Genomic DNA, 19,061 nt, shown 5'->3' on the forward strand with positions numbered 1-19,061 from the left:
TTCATGGCTAACATTCCAACTATTTCATTCGACGCCATCATTATTGGTGGCGGCGGTGCTGGCATGCGCGCTGCGCTGCAGCTGGCCCAGGGCGGTCACAAGACTGCCGTGATCACCAAGGTGTTCCCGACCCGTTCCCACACCGTATCGGCCCAGGGTGGCATCACCTGCGCCATTGCCTCCGCCGACCCGAACGATGACTGGCGCTGGCACATGTACGATACCGTCAAGGGTTCCGACTACATCGGTGACCAGGACGCTATCGAATACATGTGTCAGGAAGGCCCGGCCGCGGTGTTCGAGCTGGACCACATGGGTCTGCCGTTCTCCCGTACCGAGCAAGGCCGTATCTACCAGCGTCCATTCGGCGGCCAGTCGAAGGATTACGGTAAAGGCGGGCAGGCTGCCCGTACCTGCGCCGCGTCCGACCGTACCGGTCACGCGCTGCTGCACACCCTTTATCAGGGCAACCTGAAAGCCGGTACCACGTTCCTGAACGAGTACTACGCGGTCGACCTGGTGAAGAACGCACAAGGCGAGTTCGTTGGTGTAATCGCCATCTGCATCGAAACCGGCGAAACCACCTACATCCGCGCCAAGGCTACCGTGCTGGCGACGGGCGGTGCAGGCCGTATCTACGCGTCGACCACCAACGCCCTGATCAACACTGGCGACGGCGTTGGCATGGCACTGCGTGCTGGCGTACCGGTGCAAGACATCGAAATGTGGCAGTTCCACCCAACCGGCATTGCCGGCGCCGGTGTACTGGTTACAGAAGGTTGCCGTGGTGAAGGCGGTTACCTGATCAACAAGCACGGCGAGCGTTTCATGGAGCGTTACGCTCCGAACGCGAAAGACCTTGCTGGTCGTGACGTTGTGGCTCGTTCGATGGTTAAAGAAATCATCGCCGGCAACGGCTGTGGCCCGAATGGCGACCACGTACTGCTGAAGCTCGATCACCTCGGCGAAGAAGTCCTGCACAGCCGCCTGCCAGGTATCTGCGAGCTGTCCAAGACCTTTGCCCACGTTGACCCGGTGGTTGCTCCGGTTCCGGTTGTTCCGACTTGCCACTACATGATGGGCGGCGTGCCGACCAACATTCATGGCCAGGCGATCACCCAGAACGCCGAAGGCGAGGACGAGATCATCCACGGTCTGTTCGCTGTAGGCGAAGTGGCGTGCGTATCGGTTCACGGTGCCAACCGCTTGGGCGGCAACTCGCTGCTCGACCTGGTGGTCTTCGGCCGTGCCGCCGGCCTGCACCTGGAAAAGGCGCTGACCGACGGCATCGAATACGACGACGCTACCGACGCCAACATCGAGGCCGCCCTAGCGCGCCTGAACGCTCTGAACGAGCGCACTGATGGCGAAGACGTGGCTACCCTGCGTCGCGAGCTGCAAAGCTGCATGCAGAACTACTTCGGTGTATTCCGTACCGGCGAATACATGCAGAAGGGTATCGCCCAGCTGGCTGACCTGCGCAAGCGCATCGCCAACGTCAAGATCAACGATAAGAGCCAGGCGTTCAACACCGCTCGTATCGAAGCCCTTGAACTGCAAAACCTGCTGGAAGTGGCTGAAGCGACCGCAATCGCCGCCGAGGTTCGTAAGGAATCCCGTGGTGCCCACGCCCGTGAAGACTTTGAAGATCGCGACGACGAAAACTGGCTGTGCCACACCCTGTACTTCCCGGGTGACAAGCGCGTGACCAAGCGTGCCGTGAACTTCTCGCCGAAGACGGTTCCGACGTTTGAACCGAAGATTCGGACTTACTAAGGGTGGCTGCCATGTTGAAAGTCAGTGTTTATCGCTACAACCCTGATCAGGACGCTGCGCCGTTCATGCAGGAATTCCAGGTCGATACCGGTGGTAAAGACCTGATGGTGCTGGATGTATTGGCACTGATCAAAGAGCAGGACGAAGGTTTCTCCTATCGTCGCTCTTGCCGTGAAGGTGTGTGCGGTTCCGACGGCATGAACATCAACGGCAAAAACGGCCTGGCGTGCATCACGCCGCTGTCCGCCGTCGTTAAAGGCAACAAGCTGATCGTTCGTCCTCTGCCAGGTTTGCCGGTTATCCGTGACCTGGTCGTCGATATGAGCATCTTCTACAAGCAATACGAGAAAGTTAAGCCGTTCCTGCAGAACGATACGCCGGCTCCGGCCATCGAGCGTCTGCAGTCCCCGGAAGAGCGCGAGAAGCTCGACGGTCTGTACGAGTGCATCCTGTGCGCTTGCTGCTCGACTTCGTGCCCGTCCTTCTGGTGGAACCCGGACAAGTTCCTGGGCCCAGCTGCCCTGCTGCAAGCGTACCGCTTCCTGGCAGACAGCCGTGATACCAAGACGTCCGAGCGTCTGGCTTCGCTGGATGACCCGTTCAGCGTATTCCGCTGCCGCGGGATCATGAACTGCGTCAACGTATGTCCCAAAGGCCTGAACCCGACTAAGGCCATTGGTCACATCCGTAACATGCTGCTGCAGAGCGGCGTGTAACCGACGTTGTAGTAAAGGCAGGACCGTTGTGCCCGTAAATGCTACGGCGCAGGCTTCAACCGGCGCCGTAGTTTTAACTTGAGCAGCGACTTACAAAGCCGCGGCTCTTATTTTGAAGAAATGAGACAAGCAGGGGCATTCGGGTTGGTACCCGAACTATCAGCGTGATCCTAAGTGGCTTGTTTTGGTCGCTGCACTTGGCCTTTTGCAAGCAAACTCGGTGTTTTCGCCGGTGGTGTCCCCAAATCGAGGGTGACCAAGCATGCAAGAAAGCGTGATGCAGCGCATGTGGAACAGCGGCTATCTTTCAGGTGGTAACGCTGCCTATGTGGAAGAGCTTTATGAGCTCTACCTGCACGACCCTAACGCTGTGCCAGAAGAATGGCGCACCAAATTTCAGACGTTGTCTTCAGACGGCAACGCTGCCACCGATGTATCGCATGCAACAATTCGCGATCAGTTTGTGCTGCTGGCAAAGAACCAGCGCCGCGCCCAACCGGTTTCCGCCGGGAGCGTGAGTAGTGAGCACGAGAAGAAGCAAGTTGAAGTACTGCGACTGATCCAGGCCTACCGGATGCGTGGCCACCAGGCGGCCCAGCTTGACCCGCTGGGGCTCTGGAAGCGTCCTGCACCTGCTGACCTGTCGATCAATCATTACGGCTTGACCAATGCCGATCTTGATACGACCTTCCGTGCCGGCGACCTGTTCATCGGCAAAGAGGAAGCGAGCCTACGCGAAATTCACGAAGCGTTGCAGCAGACATATTGCCGCACCATTGGCGCTGAGTTCACGCACATCACCGATTCCGAGCAACGCCACTGGTTCCAGCATCGCCTGGAAGGTGTGCGTGGTCGTCCGGTGCTGTCTGCCGACGTACGCAGCCACCTGCTCGAGCGCGTAACCGCTGCCGAAGGCCTGGAAAAATACCTGGGCACCAAATACCCGGGCACCAAGCGTTTCGGCCTGGAAGGCGGCGAAAGCCTGATCCCGATGCTCGACGAGCTGATCCAGCGTTCCGGTTCCTACGGCACCAAGGAAATCGTGATCGGCATGGCCCACCGTGGTCGCTTGAACGTGTTGGTCAACACCTTCGGCAAGAACCCGCGTGAGCTGTTCGACGAGTTCGAAGGCAAGAAGAAGGTCGAGCTGGGTTCCGGTGACGTTAAATACCACCAGGGCTTCTCGTCCAACGTGATGACCACCGGCGGTGAAGTTCACCTGGCCATGGCCTTCAACCCATCCCACCTGGAAATCGTTTCTCCAGTGGTCGAGGGTTCGGTGCGTGCTCGCCAGGATCGTCGTAATGACACCACGGGTGAGAAGGTCCTGCCGATTTCCATCCACGGCGACGCGGCATTCGCCGGTCAAGGCGTGGTCCTGGAAACCTTCCAGATGTCGCAGACTCGCGGCTTCAAGACGGGCGGTACCGTTCACATCGTCATCAACAACCAGGTCGGGTTCACCATCAGCAACCCGCTGGACGCGCGTTCCACCGAGTACGCCACCGACGTTGCCAAGATGATCCAGGCGCCGATCCTCCATGTGAATGGTGATGATCCGGAAGCCGTGCTGTTCGTGACCCAACTCGCCATCGACTACCGCATGCAGTTCAAGCGTGATGTGGTGATCGACCTGGTCTGCTACCGCCGTCGCGGTCACAACGAAGCCGACGAACCAAGCGGCACCCAGCCGTTGATGTACCAGCAGATCACCAAGCAGCGCACCACCCGTGAGCTGTACGCCGAAAGCCTGACCAAGGCCGGCGTGGTTGACGATGCGCGTGTTCAGGCCAAGGTCGATGAATACCGCAACGCGCTGGACAATGGTCTGCACGTAGTGAAAAGCCTGGTCAAAGAGCCGAACAAAGAGCTGTTCGTGGACTGGCGTCCGTACCTGGGCCATGCCTGGACTGCGCGTCACGACACTTCGTTCGATCTGAAGACCCTGCAGGAACTGTCCGCCAAGCTGCTGGAAATTCCAGAAGGCTTCGTGGTGCAGCGCCAGGTTGCGAAGATCTACGAAGACCGTCAGAAGATGCAAGCCGGCGGCCTGCCGATCAACTGGGGTTACGCCGAAACCATGGCGTACGCGACCCTGGCGTTCGAAGGCCACCCGATCCGCATGACCGGCCAGGACATCGGCCGCGGTACGTTCTCGCACCGTCATGCCGTGCTGCACAACCAGAAAGACGCGGGCACCTACATCCCGTTGCAGAACCTGTACGAAGGCCAGCCACGTTTCGACCTGTACGACTCGTTCCTGTCCGAAGAAGCCGTGCTGGCGTTCGAATACGGTTACTCGACCACCACGCCAAACGCGCTGGTGATCTGGGAAGCCCAGTTCGGCGACTTCGCCAACGGTGCCCAAGTGGTTATCGACCAGTTCATCACCAGCGGCGAGCACAAGTGGGGCCGCCTGTGCGGTCTGACCATGCTGTTGCCACACGGTTATGAAGGCCAGGGTCCTGAGCACTCCTCGGCCCGTCTGGAGCGTTACCTGCAGCTGTGCGCCGAGCACAACATCCAGGTGTGCGTGCCGACTACCCCGGCCCAGATCTACCACTTGCTGCGTCGCCAGGTGATCCGCCCGCTGCGCAAGCCGCTGGTAGTGCTGACGCCGAAGTCGCTGTTGCGTCATAAATTGGCCATCTCGACCCTGGAAGATCTGGCTGATGGTTCGTTCCAGACCGTTATTCCAGAAATCGACACGCTGGACGCGGCCAAGGTGACTCGCCTGGTCCTGTGCAGCGGCAAGGTCTACTACGACCTGCTGGAAAAACGCCGTGCCGAAGGCCGCGAAGACATCGCCATCGTGCGTATCGAGCAGCTTTACCCGTTCCCGGAAGACGACCTGATGGAGGCCATCGCGCCTTACACCAACCTCACTAACGTGGTGTGGTGCCAGGAAGAACCGATGAACCAGGGCGCGTGGTACAGCAGCCAGCATCACCTGCGTCGCAGCATCGGCAACCACAACAAGGCCCTGGGCCTGGAATATGCCGGCCGTGATGCTTCCGCTGCACCTGCGTGTGGTTATGCGTCGATGCACGCCGAGCAGCAGGAAAAACTGCTGCAAGATGCTTTCACTGTTTAACGCCTTCGCGCTGACTGAAACCGAATTTTAAGGACCCACAGATAATGGCTATCGAAATCAAAGCCCCGTCATTCCCGGAATCGGTTGCCGATGGCACCGTTGCCACCTGGCACAAGAAACCAGGCGACGCCGTAAAGCGTGACGACCTGATCGTCGACATCGAGACCGACAAAGTTGTGCTGGAAGTGTTGGCCGAAGCTGACGGCGTGCTGGGTGCAATCGTTGCCGAAGAAGGCGCTACCGTTCTGTCGAACGAAGTCCTGGGCTCGATCGAAGAGGGCAGCGCTGCTGCTGCCGCTCCTGCCGCCGCTGCTGCACCGGCTGCTGCTGCCTCGGCTCCTGCCGCCGCTCCGGCTGCTGGCGCTGAAGACCCGATCGCTGCACCGGCTGCCCGTCAGCTGGCTGAAGAGAACGGCATCAACCTGGCGTCCGTCAAAGGCACCGGCAAAGACGGTCGCATCACCAAGGAAGACGTGGTTGCCGCTGTTGAAGCCAAGAAAAACGCGCCAGCCGCCGCGCCAGCCAAGGCTGCTGCCCCGGCTGCCGCTGCGCCTGTGTTCGCCGCTGGCGACCGCACCGAGAAGCGTGTACCGATGACCCGTGTACGTGCCACCGTGGCCAAGCGCCTGGTTGAAGCACAGTCGAACATGGCGATGCTGACCACGTTCAACGAAGTCGACATGACGGAAGTCATGGCCCTGCGCTCGAAGTACAAGGACCTGTTCGAGAAGTCCCACAACGGCGTGCGCCTGGGCTTCATGTCCTTCTTCGTGAAAGCGGCCACCGAAGCGCTGAAACGCTTCCCGGCAGTCAACGCTTCCATCGACGGCAACGACATCGTTTACCATGGCTACGCAGACATCGGCGTTGCCGTGTCCAGCGACCGTGGCCTGGTGGTGCCGGTACTGCGTAACGCCGAACTGATGAGCCTGGCTGAAATCGAAGGCGGCATCGCTACCTTCGGCAAGAAAGCCCGTGACGGTAAGCTGACCATCGACGAGATGACCGGCGGTACCTTCACCATCACCAACGGTGGTACCTTCGGTTCGATGATGTCGACCCCGATCGTCAACCCGCCACAAGCTGCGATCTTGGGCATGCACAACATCATCCAGCGTCCGATGGCCATCAACGGCCAAGTCGTGATCCGCCCGATGATGTACCTGGCACTGTCTTACGATCACCGCCTGATCGATGGTAAAGAAGCCGTGACTTTCCTGGTGACCATCAAGAACCTGCTGGAAGACCCGGCTCGTCTGCTGCTGGACATCTAAAGACGCAGCGGCAAGTTGCGAGCTACAAGCTGTAGGAAAAAGCAGCTTGGCTTGCGGCTTGTCGCTTGAAGCTTGTCGCTGAATAGAGGAACTATTTTCATGTCGCAGAAATTTGACGTTGTAGTGATTGGTGCCGGTCCTGGCGGCTACGTCGCCGCCATCAAGGCCGCACAACTGGGCCTCTCGACTGCTTGCATCGAAAAATACACCGACAAGGAAGGCAAACTGGCACTGGGCGGTACTTGCCTGAACGTCGGTTGCATTCCTTCCAAGGCGCTGCTGGACAGCTCCTGGAAATTCCACGAAGCCCAAGACGGTTTCGCGATCCACGGCATCAACCATGCTGGCGTGACCATGGACGTACCCGCAATGGTCGGCCGTAAAGCCAACATCGTTAAAGGCCTGACCTCCGGCGTTGCCACCTTGTTCAAGGCCAACGGCGTGACTTCCCTGCAAGGCCACGGCAAGCTGCTGGCGGGCAAGAAAGTTGAAATCACCAAGCCAGACGGTTCGGTAGAAGTCGTCGAAGCCGAGAACGTGATCCTGGCTCCAGGTTCGCGCCCAATCGACATTCCACCGGCTCCGGTTGACCAGAACGTGATCGTCGACTCGACCGGCGCCCTGGAATTCCAAGCCGTGCCTAAGCGCCTGGGCGTGATCGGCGCTGGCGTGATTGGCCTGGAACTGGGTTCGGTATGGTCCCGCCTGGGTTCTGAAGTCACCGTGCTGGAAGCCCTGGATACGTTCCTGCTGGCTGCCGACACCGCCGTGTCGAAAGAAGCGCTGAAAACCCTGACCAAACAAGGTCTGGACATCAAGCTGGGCGCCCGTGTGACCGGTTCCAAGGTCAACGGTGAAGAAGTTGTCGTGACCTACACCGACAAAGACGGCGAGCAGACCATCACGTTCGACAAGCTGATCGTGGCCGTGGGTCGCCGTCCAGTGACCACCGACCTGCTGGCTTCCGACAGCGGTGTAAACATCGACGAGCGTGGTTTCATCCACGTTGACGATCACTGCGCTACCACCGTGCCGGGCGTCTACGCCATCGGTGACGTGGTTCGCGGCATGATGCTGGCGCACAAGGCTTCCGAAGAAGGCATCATGGTTGTCGAGCGCATCAAGGGCCACAAAACCCAGATGAACTACGACCTGATCCCATCGGTTATCTACACCCACCCGGAAATTGCATGGGTCGGCAAGAACGAACAGCAGTTGAAAGCTGAAGGCGTTGAAGTTAACGTCGGCACCTTCCCGTTCGCTGCTTCTGGCCGTGCCATGGCAGCCAACGACACCGGTGGTTTTGTCAAAGTCATCGCTGATGCCAAGACGGACCGCGTATTGGGCGTCCACGTGATTGGCCCAAGCGCTGCAGAACTGGTTCAGCAAGGCGCGATCGGTATGGAATTCGGCACCAGTGCCGAGGATCTGGGCATGATGGTCTTCTCTCATCCGACCCTGTCCGAAGCGCTGCATGAAGCCGCGTTGGCAGTGAATGGCGGCGCCATCCACATCGCCAACAAGAAGAAGCGCTAAGCGAGATAATAAGAAACCACGGCGGAGTTGCCCGTCGTGAGCCTTGCGCGCAAGACTCACCGCGGAATATCCGCTGGACGCAGTCTTGCGCAGCTTTACGGGCCTTGAGCCCCGCAAGTTGCGCAAGCAGCAGTCACAGGTGGCGCGGCACTCATAATGAGCGCAGCGCCGAATGCGCAGTACCTAACGAAGACGGTAAAAAGCATGAATCTTCACGAGTATCAGGGTAAGCAGCTGTTCGCTGAATACGGCCTGCCAGTTTCCAAGGGCTACGCAGTAGACACCCCGGAAGCAGCAGCAGAAGCTTGCGACAAAATCGGCGGCAGCGAGTGGGTTGTCAAAGCCCAGGTCCACGCCGGTGGTCGCGGTAAAGCGGGCGGCGTTAAGCTGGTTCGCAGCAAAGAAGACGCCAAGGCCTTCGCACAGCAGTGGCTGGGCAAGCGTCTGGTGACTTACCAGACTGATGCCAATGGCCAGCCAGTCACCAAGATCCTGGTTGAATCGTGCACTGATATCGCTAAAGAGCTGTACCTGGGCGCTGTCGTTGACCGTTCGAGCCGTCGCATCGTGTTCATGGCGTCCACCGAAGGTGGCGTGGACATCGAGAAGATCGCTCACGAAACCCCAGAAAAAATTCTGAAAGCCACTATCGATCCACTGGTTGGCGCTCAGCCATTCCAGGGTCGCGAGCTGGCTTTCCAGTTGGGTCTGGAAGGCAAGCAAGTTGCCCAGTTCGCCAAGATCTTCGTAGGTCTGGCCAAACTGTTCCAGGATCACGATCTGGCCCTGCTGGAAGTGAACCCGCTGGTGATCAAGGCTGACGGCGATCTGCACTGCCTGGACGCCAAGATCAACATCGACGCCAACGCCATGTACCGTCAGCCTAAGCTGAAGACTTTCCACGATCCGTCGCAAGACGATCCGCGCGAAGCGCACGCTGCCAAGTTCGAACTGAACTACGTAGCGCTGGAAGGTAACATTGGTTGCATGGTCAACGGTGCTGGCCTGGCCATGGGTACCATGGACATCGTCAACCTGCATGGCGGCAAACCAGCCAACTTCCTCGACGTGGGCGGTGGTGCTACCAAAGAACGCGTAACCGAAGCCTTCAAGATCATCCTGTCCGACTCCAACGTCGCTGCAGTACTGGTCAACATCTTCGGCGGCATCGTTCGTTGCGACATGATTGCCGAAGGCATCATCGGTGCAGTGAAAGAAGTTGGCGTTAAAATCCCGGTTGTTGTTCGCCTTGAAGGTAACAACGCTGAACTGGGCGCTAAAGTACTGGCAGAAAGCGGTTTGAACATCATCGCGGCTACCAGCCTGACCGACGCTGCTCAACAAGTTGTCAAAGCTGCGGAGGGCAAATAATGAGCGTCCTGATCAATAAAGACACCAAAGTTATCTGCCAGGGTATTACCGGTTCGCAAGGTAGTTTCCACACCCAGCAAGCCATCGAATACGGCACCAAGATGGTTGGCGGCGTAACACCGGGTAAAGGCGGCACCGAGCACCTGGGCCTGCCAGTGTTCAACACCGTGAAAGACGCTGTAGCTGCCACTGGCGCCACCGCCAGCGTGATCTACGTTCCAGCTCCTTTCTGCAAGGACTCGATCCTGGAAGCAGCATTCGGCGGCATCAAGCTGATCGTCTGCATCACCGAAGGCATTCCTACCCTGGACATGCTGGACGCTAAAGTTAAGTGCGACGAGCTGGGCGTAGTCCTGATCGGCCCTAACTGCCCAGGCGTGATCACTCCAGGCGAATGCAAGATCGGCATCATGCCAGGTCACATTCACTTGCCAGGTAAAGTCGGTATCGTTTCCCGTTCCGGCACCCTGACCTACGAAGCTGTGAAGCAGACCACTGACGCCGGTTTCGGTCAGTCGACTTGCGTCGGCATCGGCGGTGACCCGATCCCAGGTTCGAACTTCATCGACATCCTGAAGCTGTTCCAGGAAGACCCGAAGACCGAAGCGATCGTAATGATCGGTGAGATCGGCGGTTCGGCTGAAGAAGAAGCGGCTGCCTACATCAAGGCACACGTAACCAAGCCGGTTGTTTCCTACATCGCTGGTGTGACTGCCCCTGCTGGCAAGCGCATGGGCCATGCTGGCGCAATCATCTCTGGCGGCAAAGGCACTGCAGACGAGAAATTCGCTGCACTGCAAGACGCAGGCGTAAAAACCGTGCGTTCGCTGGCAGACATCGGCAAGGCCCTGGCCGAGCTGACCGGTTGGGCTGTCAAGTAAGCCTCGCGCTTAACTGACGCTTCACCCCACAAAGGCCACCTTCGGGTGGCCTTTGTGCGTTCTGGGGTTTAATAAAGATCAAAATGTGAGAGGGGGCTTGCCCCCGATTGCAGTGGGTCAGTTAACAAATACAGTGACTGACACTCCGCCATCGGGGGCAAGCCCCCTCCCAGATTTATCTGCATTGCCAGATTAAGTATGAAAACGCGACATAGAGATGTCGCTTATCGGACAGTCCGCCCCGCAACAGTGCGTTTGTCAGCCCAATTCTGTACCCTAGCTGCCTCTTTATGCGTCCGCATCCCAAAAGGAAGCCGCGCGCTAGACCGGTCGGCTCCCATAAGGGCCGGCAGTATTTCCCTCATCCATAGGGAATCCCTCTCTAAATTCCGATTCAGTAGTGTGGTATTTCCTCAAATGAAAGTGTTGAAAAGCCAGGACATCCTGGCGCTGGGCTTCATGACGTTTGCCCTGTTCGTGGGCGCTGGCAACATCATCTTCCCGCCTATCGTTGGTTTGCAGTCCGGGCCTCATGTCTGGATGGCAGCGCTGGGCTTCCTGATCACCGCCGTTGGCCTGCCGGTGGTCACCGTGATCGCCCTGGCCAAGGTTGGCGGCGGCATGGACGCGTTGAGCAGCCCGATCGGCAAGATCGCCGGTGGGCTGCTGGCGGCGGCGGCGTACCTGGCGGTAGGGCCGCTGTTCGCCACCCCGCGCACCGCGACCGTCTCGTTCGAGGTGGGCCTGGCGCCGCTGACCGGCGAAAGCGCGCTGGCGCTGTTCCTCTACAGCTCGGTGTACTTCCTGGTGGTGTTCTTCGTTTCCCTGTACCCAGGTCGACTGCTGGACACCGTTGGGCGTTTTTTGGCGCCACTGAAGATCATCGCCCTGGCCATCCTCGGTATCGCCGCGTTTGCCTTGCCGGCCGGTGATGTGGGCGTTGCCACGCCGGAATACGTGGCTGCACCGTTCTCCCAAGGCTTCATCAATGGCTACCTGACCATGGATACCCTGGGCGCCCTGGTGTTCGGCATCGTGATCGTCAACGCCATTCGTTCCCGTGGCGTGGAATCCCCGCAGTTGATCACCCGCTACGCGATCATTGCCGGGCTGATTGCCGGCGTGGGCCTGGCCCTGGTGTATGTCAGCCTGTTCCGCCTGGGCTCGGGCAGCCATGCCGTGGCGGCCGGTGCCAGCAATGGCGCGGCGGTGCTGCACGCCTATGTGCAACACACGTTTGGCTCCCTGGGCAGCGGCTTCCTGGCGGTACTGATCTCCCTGGCGTGCCTGGTGACGGCGGTGGGCCTGACCTGCGCCTGCGCCGAGTACTTCAGCAAAATCCTTCCGCTGTCCTACAAGGCATTGGTGGTGATCCTCGCGCTGTTCTCGCTGTTTGTGTCGAACCTGGGCCTGACCAAGCTGATTGCGTTCTCGATCCCGGTGCTCACCGCGATCTACCCGCCGTGCATCGTGCTGGTGGCGCTGAGCTTCTGCAAAGACTTCTGGCAGGAGCAGGGCCGCATCGTTGGCCCGGTAATGCTGGTGTCGTTCATCTTCGGTTGCATCGACGCGCTCAAGGGCGCGGGCCTGGCGGACTGGCTGCCTGCGCAGTTGGCGCACCTGCCACTGAGCGAGCAGGGCCTGGCGTGGTTGGTGCCATCGGTGATGACACTGGCCGTGGCGTTTGGGGTCGATCGCATGCTTGGTAAGCGCAGCGAAGCCATCGCTTAAATAACCGGGTTTACGTTACAAGGAAATGCCTCGTATCAATCGATACGGGGCATTTTTTATGCTTATAGAACACGATCCTGTAGGCGCTGGCTTGCCAGCTCCAAGAATAGATTGTGTTCACCCAACCAACGTTGATAGGACCCGCATGTCGTTCGTCGAAACCAATCAGATCCACCTGCTTGCCGCGCTCTGGTTCGTCCTGTGCTGGGGCGGCTACACCCGTTATGCCACCTGGAAGGCCCGGGATACCGCGTGCCTGGCCAGTGTGCTGCACCTGTATCGCGAAGACTGGATGCGCCGGATGCTGCTGCGCGATAACCGTATCGCCGACGCCAGTGTGATCGGCAACCTGGAGCGCAATGCCTCATTCTTTGCCTCCAGCACCCTGATCATCCTGGCCGGTATTCTTACCGTGCTGGGTGCCTCGGAGCGTGCGGTGTCGTTGCTGGCAGATATCCCCATGGTGCAACAGGCTTCCCAGGGCATGTCGGAGATCAAGCTGCTGTGTTTGGCGTTGGTGTTTGTCTATGCGTTCTTCACGTTCAGTTGGTGCATGCGCCAGTACAACTTCGCGGCGGTGCTGGTGGGCTCGGCGCCGATGATCGGCGAGCGACATGTGTCCGAACAGGAGCGCCGGGCGTTTGCCCTGCGGGCGGCGCGGGTGATTTCCATGGCCGCCAACCAGTTCAACTTTGGCCTGCGGGCTTATTACTTCGGCATGACCATGCTGGCGTGGTTTGTCAGCCCCTGGTTGTTCATGTTGATGAGCAGTGGGGTGGTGTTGGTGCTGTACCGTCGGGAGTTTCACTCCGACGTCTTGCAAGTGATGGTGTATACCCAGACGGACACACCGCCACCGGAAGCGGTTAAAGAAGCCGGTTAACTAACCCTTCAAATAAAAAAGCCAGGCAAAGAAAAGCCCGCTATCTAAGCGGGCTTTCTTTTTGCAGCGAAGCTATTTCAAACCGCGGTCTCAAGAACCGGTGGCAGGGGTAGCAGGTGCTGCTTCTTTTGCGGCGGCTTCGTTCGATTCAGCCTGAGCTTTGGCAGCATCGGCGTTTTCTTTCGCAGCGTCGTTCACTTTATCCTGAGCCTTGGCCATATCTTTCTGAGCTTGCTCAGAATGTGCTGCGGCGTCTTGGGCTTTGTCTTCGGATTTCTTATCGCAGGCAGCGAGACCGAGGGCAGCGGCCAACATCATGGAAATAGCTAAAGTCTTGCGCATGGGGTGTTTCTCCTTATTGAAGATATCTACTGGCCTTTCGAGCATGGCGGTTCGGCATTAGTTCCTTTTATTCCATAGATATATAAATCGCTGACTAGCCGGAACTTTTGCCCGCCCCACCCATTCTGCGGATCAACACTAATAAGAGTCTGGAACGAATGACCGAAAACCCCTTGTTAGAGCGTGCGACACGCTTTGTCTCGGCCTTGCGCCATTGCCAAGTGCTGGGTATTACCGCTCATCATGCCAACGCAGACGGCATCACGCTGATCATGCCCTACGCACCGCATCTGGTCGGCGACCCCCGGACCGGCGTGATCCACGGCGGTGCGCTGACCTCGCTGATGGACACCGCGTGCGGCATGGCGACCCTGTGCGTTTTACCCGAATTCGAAGTGTGCCCGACCCTGGACCTGCGCGTTGACTACATGCATCCCGCCGCGCCACATAAACCTGTGTACGGCTTTGCCCAATGCTACCGGGTGACCACCGACGTGATCTTCACCCGTGGCTTTGCCTACCAGGACGATCCGCAGGAACCCATCGCCCATGTGGTGGGCACATTCATGCGCATGGGCAAGCGCCTCAAGGGCGCGCAAGGACTGGGCAACACGATCAAGGGAGAGCAACCATGACGCACCGATTCAAGACTCGCCTGGAGCAGGCCCACGAGCGCGGCGATTACGAGGCGCTGCTGAGCCTGGTTCCCTACGCCAAGCTGATCGGCATCGAATGCACCCGGCTGGGGGATGAGTTGCTGTTTCGATTGCCGGCCAACAAGGACAATATTGGTAACCCTATATTGCCGGCTCTCCACGGCGGCGTGATTGCGGGCTTCATGGAGCTGTCCGCTGCATTGCATCTGCTGGTGTTCACCGGCGCGCCAGGCTTTCCGAAAATCATCGATTTTTCCCTGGATTACCTGCGCGCCGGCCAGTTTCGCGACACTTACGCCAAGTGCCAGGTGTGGCGCCAGGGCCGACGGGTGGCGAACGTGGCGATTACCGCTTGGCAAAGCACTGCGTCTGAGCCGATCGCCACTGCCCGCGCGCATTTCAAGATCGAGGAACCAAGCTGCCCTTGAAATCCTGGTCTTAGCCCCCAACTTTGATGACAACCCGCCGCCAACCCTTTAGGGCGCGGCCACTGCCATCCAATTGGAGTTTGATGACCATGAGTGTGGAAACTCAAAAGGAAACCCTGGGCTTCCAGACCGAGGTGAAGCAACTGCTGCACCTCATGATCCATTCGCTGTATTCCAACAAGGAAATCTTCCTTCGCGAATTGATCTCGAACGCCTCTGACGCTGTCGACAAATTACGTTTCGAAGCCCTGTCCAAGCCTGAGTTGCTGGAAGGTGGCGCCGAACTGAAAATCCGCGTGAGCTTTGACAAGGACGCCAAGACCGTCACGATCGAAGACAACGGTATCGGCATGAGCCGCGAAGATGCGATCACCCACCTGGGGACCATCGCCAAATCCGGTACTGCCGACTTTATGAAGAACCTGTCGGGCGACCAGAAGAAGGATTCGCACCTGATCGGCCAGTTTGGCGTGGGCTTCTACTCGGCCTTTATCGTGGCCGACAAGGTTGAAGTATTCAGCCGCCGCGCCGGCCTCGACGCCAGCGAAGGCGTGCACTGGTCGTCCAAAGGCGAGGGCGAGTTCGAAATCGCCACTATCGACAAGGCCGACCGTGGTACCCGCATCGTCTTGCACCTGAAATCCGGTGAAGACGAATTCGCCGATGGCTGGCGCCTGCGCAACATCGTCAAGAAGTACTCCGACCACATCGCTTTGCCGATCGAGCTGCCGAAAGAACAAGCGGCCGCCGAAGGCGAAGAGGCACCTGCCCAGGAATGGGAAGTGGTCAACCGCGCCAGCGCGCTGTGGACCCGTCCGCGTACCGAGATCAAGGACGAGGAATACCAGGAGTTCTACAAGCACATCGGTCACGACTACGAAAACCCGCTGAGCTGGAGCCACAACAAGGTCGAAGGCAAGCTGGAATACAGCTCGTTGCTCTACGTACCGGCCCGCGCTCCGTTCGACCTGTACCAGCGTGAAGCGCCAAAAGGCCTGAAGCTCTACGTGCAGCGCGTGTTCGTGATGGACCAGGCGGAATCCTTCCTGCCGCTGTACCTGCGCTTCATCAAAGGCGTGGTCGACTCCAACGACCTGTCGCTGAACGTGTCGCGGGAAATCCTGCAGAAAGACCCGATCATCGACTCCATGAAGTCGGCGCTGACCAAGCGCGTGCTCGACATGCTGGAAAAACTGGCGAAGAACGAGCCTGAGCAATACAAAGGTTTCTGGAAAAACTTCGGCCAGGTCATGAAAGAAGGCCCGGCGGAAGATTTTGCCAACAAGGAAAAAATCGCCGGCCTGCTGCGTTTTGCCTCCACCCAGGGCGACGACGGCGAGCAGGTTGTGTCGCTGGCCGAATACTTGGCGCGCGCCAAGGAAGGTCAGGACAAGATCTACTACCTCACCGGCGAAACCTACGCACAGGTCAAGAACAGCCCGCACCTGGAAGTCTTCCGCAAGAAAGGCATCGAAGTGCTGCTGCTGACTGACCGTATCGATGAGTGGCTGATGAGCTACCTCAACGAGTTCGATGGCAAGTCCTTCGTCGACGTGGCCCGTGGTGACCTGGACCTGGGTAATCTGGATTCCGAAGAAGAGAAGAAAGAAGCCGAAGAAGTCGCCAAGTCCAAAGAGGGCCTGGTTGAGCGGATCAAGGCGTCCCTGGGCGATGCGGTCAGCGAAGTGCGGGTTTCCCACCGCCTGACGGATTCCCCGGCGATCCTGGCCATCGGCGAGCAGGACCTGGGCATGCAGATGCGCCAGATCCTCGAAGCCAGCGGTCAGAAGGTTCCGGATTCCAAGCCGATCTTCGAATTCAACCCGGCTCACCCGCTGATCGAGAAGCTCGATGGCGAGCAGAGCGAAGAGCGTTTTGGCGACCTGTCGCACATCCTCTTCGACCAGGCGGCCCTGGCCGCTGGTGACAGCCTGAAAGACCCGGCCGCCTATGTGCGCCGCCTTAACAAGTTGTTGGTAGAGCTGTCGGTCTGACCCCGTTGTAGAAAAACCCGCTTCGGCGGGTTTTTTCGTTCTAGTGCACCTCAACTGGAGTAAATGATGAGCCAAGTCACTGTACGTTCCGTGGTCTATCAGATTGATGGCCAGTCTTACGAAAGCCGCCTCGCGTTCGATGCCAGCCACACGGGCCCGTTGCCCGGCCTGCTGATGGCGCCGAACTGGATGGGGGTGAGTGCGGGTGCTGAAGAAATTGCCAAAAGCGTGGCCGGCAAGGGCTACGTGGTACTGATCGCCGACCTGTACGGGCAGACCGTACGCCCGTCGAATGGCGATGAAGCCGGCGCTGCGATGATGCCGTTGAAGAACGACCGTGCATTGTTGAACAAGCGCATGCAGGCGGCCTTCGAGCAACTGCAGGGCCAGACCGAGGCAGCGGTTGATACCTCGAAACTGGCGACCTTCGGTTTCTGCTTCGGCGGTTGCTGCTCCCTGGAGCTGGCGCGTACCGGTGCGCCGGTCAAGGCTGCCATCTCGTTCCACGGCACCCTCGACACGCCAAACCCGGCGGATGCGAAGAACATCAAGGGCTCAGTGCTGGTCCTGCATGGCGCTTCTGACCCGTTGGTCCCTAAAGAGCAACTGCCGGCGTTCGAAGATGAAATGAACGCGGCCGGCGTGGATTGGCAATTGCTGAGCTACGGCGGCGCGGTGCATTCCTTCACCGACCCGCATGCGAATTTGCCGGGCAAGATGATGTACGACGCGAAGACGGCCAAGCGGGCTTTCCAGTCGATGCATAACTTGCTGGATGAAGTGTTCAAGGGCTGATTTTTCAGCGCCTGTTTTGGCCTCTTCGCGAGCAAGCCCGCTCCCACATTTTGACTTGTGAACACCGTCAAATGTGGGAGCGGGCTTGCTCGCGAATGCTACCTCACCGGCAACTCAATTCTTTCAGACTCACCCGGCACCGTCGGCCAATCCCCAGCCGCCCACCGCTGCCTGGCCTGTTCGATCACCGCCGGATCACTCGCGACAAAATTCCAATTGATCCGCCGAGGCCCATCCAGCGGCGCACCGCCAAACACCACCAGGTGGCAATCGCTTTCGGCAAACAGTGTCATCTCCTGACCAGCCGGCAGCACCACCAGGCTGTGCACTTCAAGCGTCTCGCCGTCCAACTGCGCTTCCCCCTCCAGCACATACACCGCGCGTTCCTCATGCTCATCCGGAATCAGCAGGGTTGTGGCCGTTTGCATCTGCACCTCGGCATACAGCGTGGGCGACAGCACCGGCACCGGCGATTTGAGGCAGAACCCATCGCCCGCGATCAGGCGTATCTGCACGCCCAGGTTGTCACTCACCGGCAGGCTGGCTGCCGGGTGATGGCTGTAGTGCCCCGGCCCGGTCTCGTGGTCCTTGGGGGAGGCCAGCCACACCTGCAACCCGTGCAGGCTGAAACCTTCGGCCCTGACTGCTTCGGGGGTGCGTTCGACGTGAGCGATGGCGCTGCCGGCGGTCATCCAGCTGACGTCGCCGGCCTGCACCACTTGGTCCGAGCCCAGGCTGTCTTTGTGCTGCAACGCGCCTTCAAACAGGTAGGTGAGGGTCGACAGCCCGATATGCGGATGTTGGCGGATATTCATGCCGTCACCCGGCGCATAGCGGGTGAGCAACATGTGGTCAAAAAACACAAAAGGCCCGACGCTGCGGCATTCCCGCGAAGGCAGCGGGCGCAGGATAGGTTGGCCTTCGACATCTTCGGGGCGAGGGCGGATCACGGTAAGGGTGGTCATGGTGCGTCCCAGTCTGAGCGGGTTAGATGCTGCTGAGCATAACCCGCTCGACGGGAGGTTGCCGCTATTGGCTGAACGCGCCTTCCGACAGTTGGGTGTCGATGCTGATCTCGGCGGTGGTCATCAGCTTGTGCACCGGGCAGCGATCGGCCACGCGATGCAGTTCATCGCGTTGTTCGTCGGTGAGTACGCCCTTGAGCGTCAGCTTGACGTTGAGTGTGTATTTGCCCTTTTGTTCTTCGGCGGCATCGTGGGTGACTTCCACGGTCACACCGGTCAACGGGATGTCTTTTTTCTGTGCGTAAAGCTTTACGGTCAGGGCTTTGCAGGAGGCCAGTGCGGCGTCGAAGTAGTCATGGGGGGAGGGCGCCGAATCATCGCCACCCAGGCTTTTGGGCAGGTCGGTGAACAACTCGTGGTTGTTGATCGTGACGCTATGGCGGAAGTTGTCCTGGTTCAGGGTATTTACGGTAACTGGCATGGCAAACCATCACAAGATGGCAGGATGAAGGTCATGCAGTTATAGAGCATGCTGGCACTTCGGTGTTCCGCGTTTTTTGCCGGATGAACCCCGGCAGGGCGCACAAGGTCTACCCGTATCAGCCCTTATCGAGGTTTT

At 59.0% G+C, this 19,061-nt stretch carries 16 protein-coding genes; 13 read left to right on the plus strand and 3 right to left on the minus strand.

Annotated elements, in window-relative coordinates; all coding sequences use genetic code 11:
* Positions 1-3: 3 nt before the first annotated feature.
* From sdhA to KUA23_RS09470, 9 genes are all read left to right on the plus strand, one after another.
* Positions 4-1,776, plus strand: coding sequence for a succinate dehydrogenase flavoprotein subunit (sdhA, locus tag KUA23_RS09430; RefSeq protein ID WP_010211741.1), 1,773 nt, complete (start codon positions 4-6; stop codon positions 1,774-1,776).
* An 11-nt stretch (positions 1,777-1,787) separates the two neighbouring features.
* Positions 1,788-2,492 (plus strand): succinate dehydrogenase iron-sulfur subunit, encoded by a 705-nt coding sequence (locus KUA23_RS09435; protein WP_003172807.1) that lies wholly within the window; start codon positions 1,788-1,790, stop codon positions 2,490-2,492.
* A 262-nt stretch (positions 2,493-2,754) separates the two neighbouring features.
* Positions 2,755-5,586, plus strand: coding sequence for a 2-oxoglutarate dehydrogenase E1 component (locus KUA23_RS09440; RefSeq protein WP_099493386.1), 2,832 nt, complete (start codon positions 2,755-2,757; stop codon positions 5,584-5,586).
* A 44-nt stretch (positions 5,587-5,630) separates the two neighbouring features.
* On the plus strand, positions 5,631-6,860 hold the full coding sequence (odhB, locus tag KUA23_RS09445) for a 2-oxoglutarate dehydrogenase complex dihydrolipoyllysine-residue succinyltransferase (RefSeq protein ID WP_078047631.1): 1,230 nt from the start codon (positions 5,631-5,633) through the stop codon (positions 6,858-6,860).
* Positions 6,861-6,959: 99 nt separating this feature from the next.
* Complete coding sequence (lpdA, locus tag KUA23_RS09450) at positions 6,960-8,396, plus strand: dihydrolipoyl dehydrogenase (RefSeq protein WP_252993816.1); 1,437 nt, start codon at positions 6,960-6,962, stop codon at positions 8,394-8,396.
* Positions 8,397-8,600: 204 nt separating this feature from the next.
* Positions 8,601-9,767, plus strand: a complete 1,167-nt coding sequence (sucC, locus tag KUA23_RS09455) for an ADP-forming succinate--CoA ligase subunit beta (protein ID WP_003190011.1) — start codon at positions 8,601-8,603, stop codon at positions 9,765-9,767.
* Entirely contained in the window at positions 9,767-10,648 is an 882-nt protein-coding gene (gene sucD, locus KUA23_RS09460; RefSeq protein WP_003172813.1) for a succinate--CoA ligase subunit alpha, read from the plus strand. Before sucC ends, sucD begins: the two co-directional genes overlap by 1 nt.
* Positions 10,649-11,065: 417 nt before the next feature.
* Positions 11,066-12,379 carry a branched-chain amino acid transport system II carrier protein gene (gene brnQ, locus KUA23_RS09465; RefSeq protein WP_252993817.1) on the plus strand — a complete coding sequence of 438 codons (1,314 nt, stop codon included), beginning with the start codon at positions 11,066-11,068 and terminating at the stop codon, positions 12,377-12,379.
* A 145-nt stretch (positions 12,380-12,524) separates the two neighbouring features.
* A complete protein-coding gene (locus KUA23_RS09470) occupies positions 12,525-13,262 on the plus strand; it encodes a DUF599 domain-containing protein (protein ID WP_078047634.1) in 738 nt (245 codons plus the stop codon).
* A 90-nt stretch (positions 13,263-13,352) separates the two neighbouring features.
* Here KUA23_RS09470 and KUA23_RS09475 read toward each other — a convergent pair whose 3' ends face one another.
* Positions 13,353-13,604 (minus strand): hypothetical protein, encoded by a 252-nt coding sequence (locus KUA23_RS09475; RefSeq protein WP_010211724.1) that lies wholly within the window; start codon positions 13,602-13,604, stop codon positions 13,353-13,355.
* Between the two features lie 158 nt (positions 13,605-13,762).
* Between KUA23_RS09475 and KUA23_RS09480 the strand changes: the two genes are divergently transcribed.
* The 4 genes from KUA23_RS09480 to KUA23_RS09495 all read left to right on the plus strand — a co-directional run bounded on the left by KUA23_RS09480 (position 13,763) and on the right by KUA23_RS09495 (position 17,477).
* Positions 13,763-14,239, plus strand: coding sequence for a PaaI family thioesterase (locus KUA23_RS09480; protein ID WP_099493388.1), 477 nt, complete (start codon positions 13,763-13,765; stop codon positions 14,237-14,239).
* The gene (locus KUA23_RS09485) at positions 14,236-14,688 is read left to right on the plus strand and encodes a PaaI family thioesterase (protein WP_078047636.1); all 453 of its coding nucleotides are present in this window, start codon (positions 14,236-14,238) and stop codon (positions 14,686-14,688) included. The genes KUA23_RS09480 and KUA23_RS09485 overlap by 4 nt, the downstream gene beginning before the upstream one ends.
* 89 nt (positions 14,689-14,777) lie before the next feature.
* Positions 14,778-16,682 (plus strand): molecular chaperone HtpG, encoded by a 1,905-nt coding sequence (gene htpG, locus KUA23_RS09490; protein WP_100492490.1) that lies wholly within the window; start codon positions 14,778-14,780, stop codon positions 16,680-16,682.
* Positions 16,683-16,748: 66 nt separating this feature from the next.
* Positions 16,749-17,477, plus strand: a complete 729-nt coding sequence (locus KUA23_RS09495) for a dienelactone hydrolase family protein (RefSeq protein ID WP_252993818.1) — start codon at positions 16,749-16,751, stop codon at positions 17,475-17,477.
* Positions 17,478-17,575: 98 nt separating this feature from the next.
* Here the strand turns inward: KUA23_RS09495 and KUA23_RS09500 are convergent, their stop codons facing one another.
* Both KUA23_RS09500 and KUA23_RS09505 read right to left on the minus strand, forming a co-directional pair.
* On the minus strand, positions 17,576-18,442 hold the full coding sequence (locus KUA23_RS09500) for a pirin family protein (protein ID WP_100491182.1): 867 nt from the start codon (positions 18,440-18,442) through the stop codon (positions 17,576-17,578).
* 64 nt (positions 18,443-18,506) lie between these two features.
* The gene (locus tag KUA23_RS09505; protein WP_078047639.1) at positions 18,507-18,923 is read right to left on the minus strand and encodes an OsmC family protein; all 417 of its coding nucleotides are present in this window, start codon (positions 18,921-18,923) and stop codon (positions 18,507-18,509) included.
* Positions 18,924-19,061 lie beyond the last annotated feature (138 nt).

It is taken from the genome of Pseudomonas pergaminensis (genome assembly GCF_024112395.2).
Classification (GTDB): Bacteria; Pseudomonadota; Gammaproteobacteria; order Pseudomonadales; family Pseudomonadaceae; genus Aquipseudomonas; species Aquipseudomonas pergaminensis.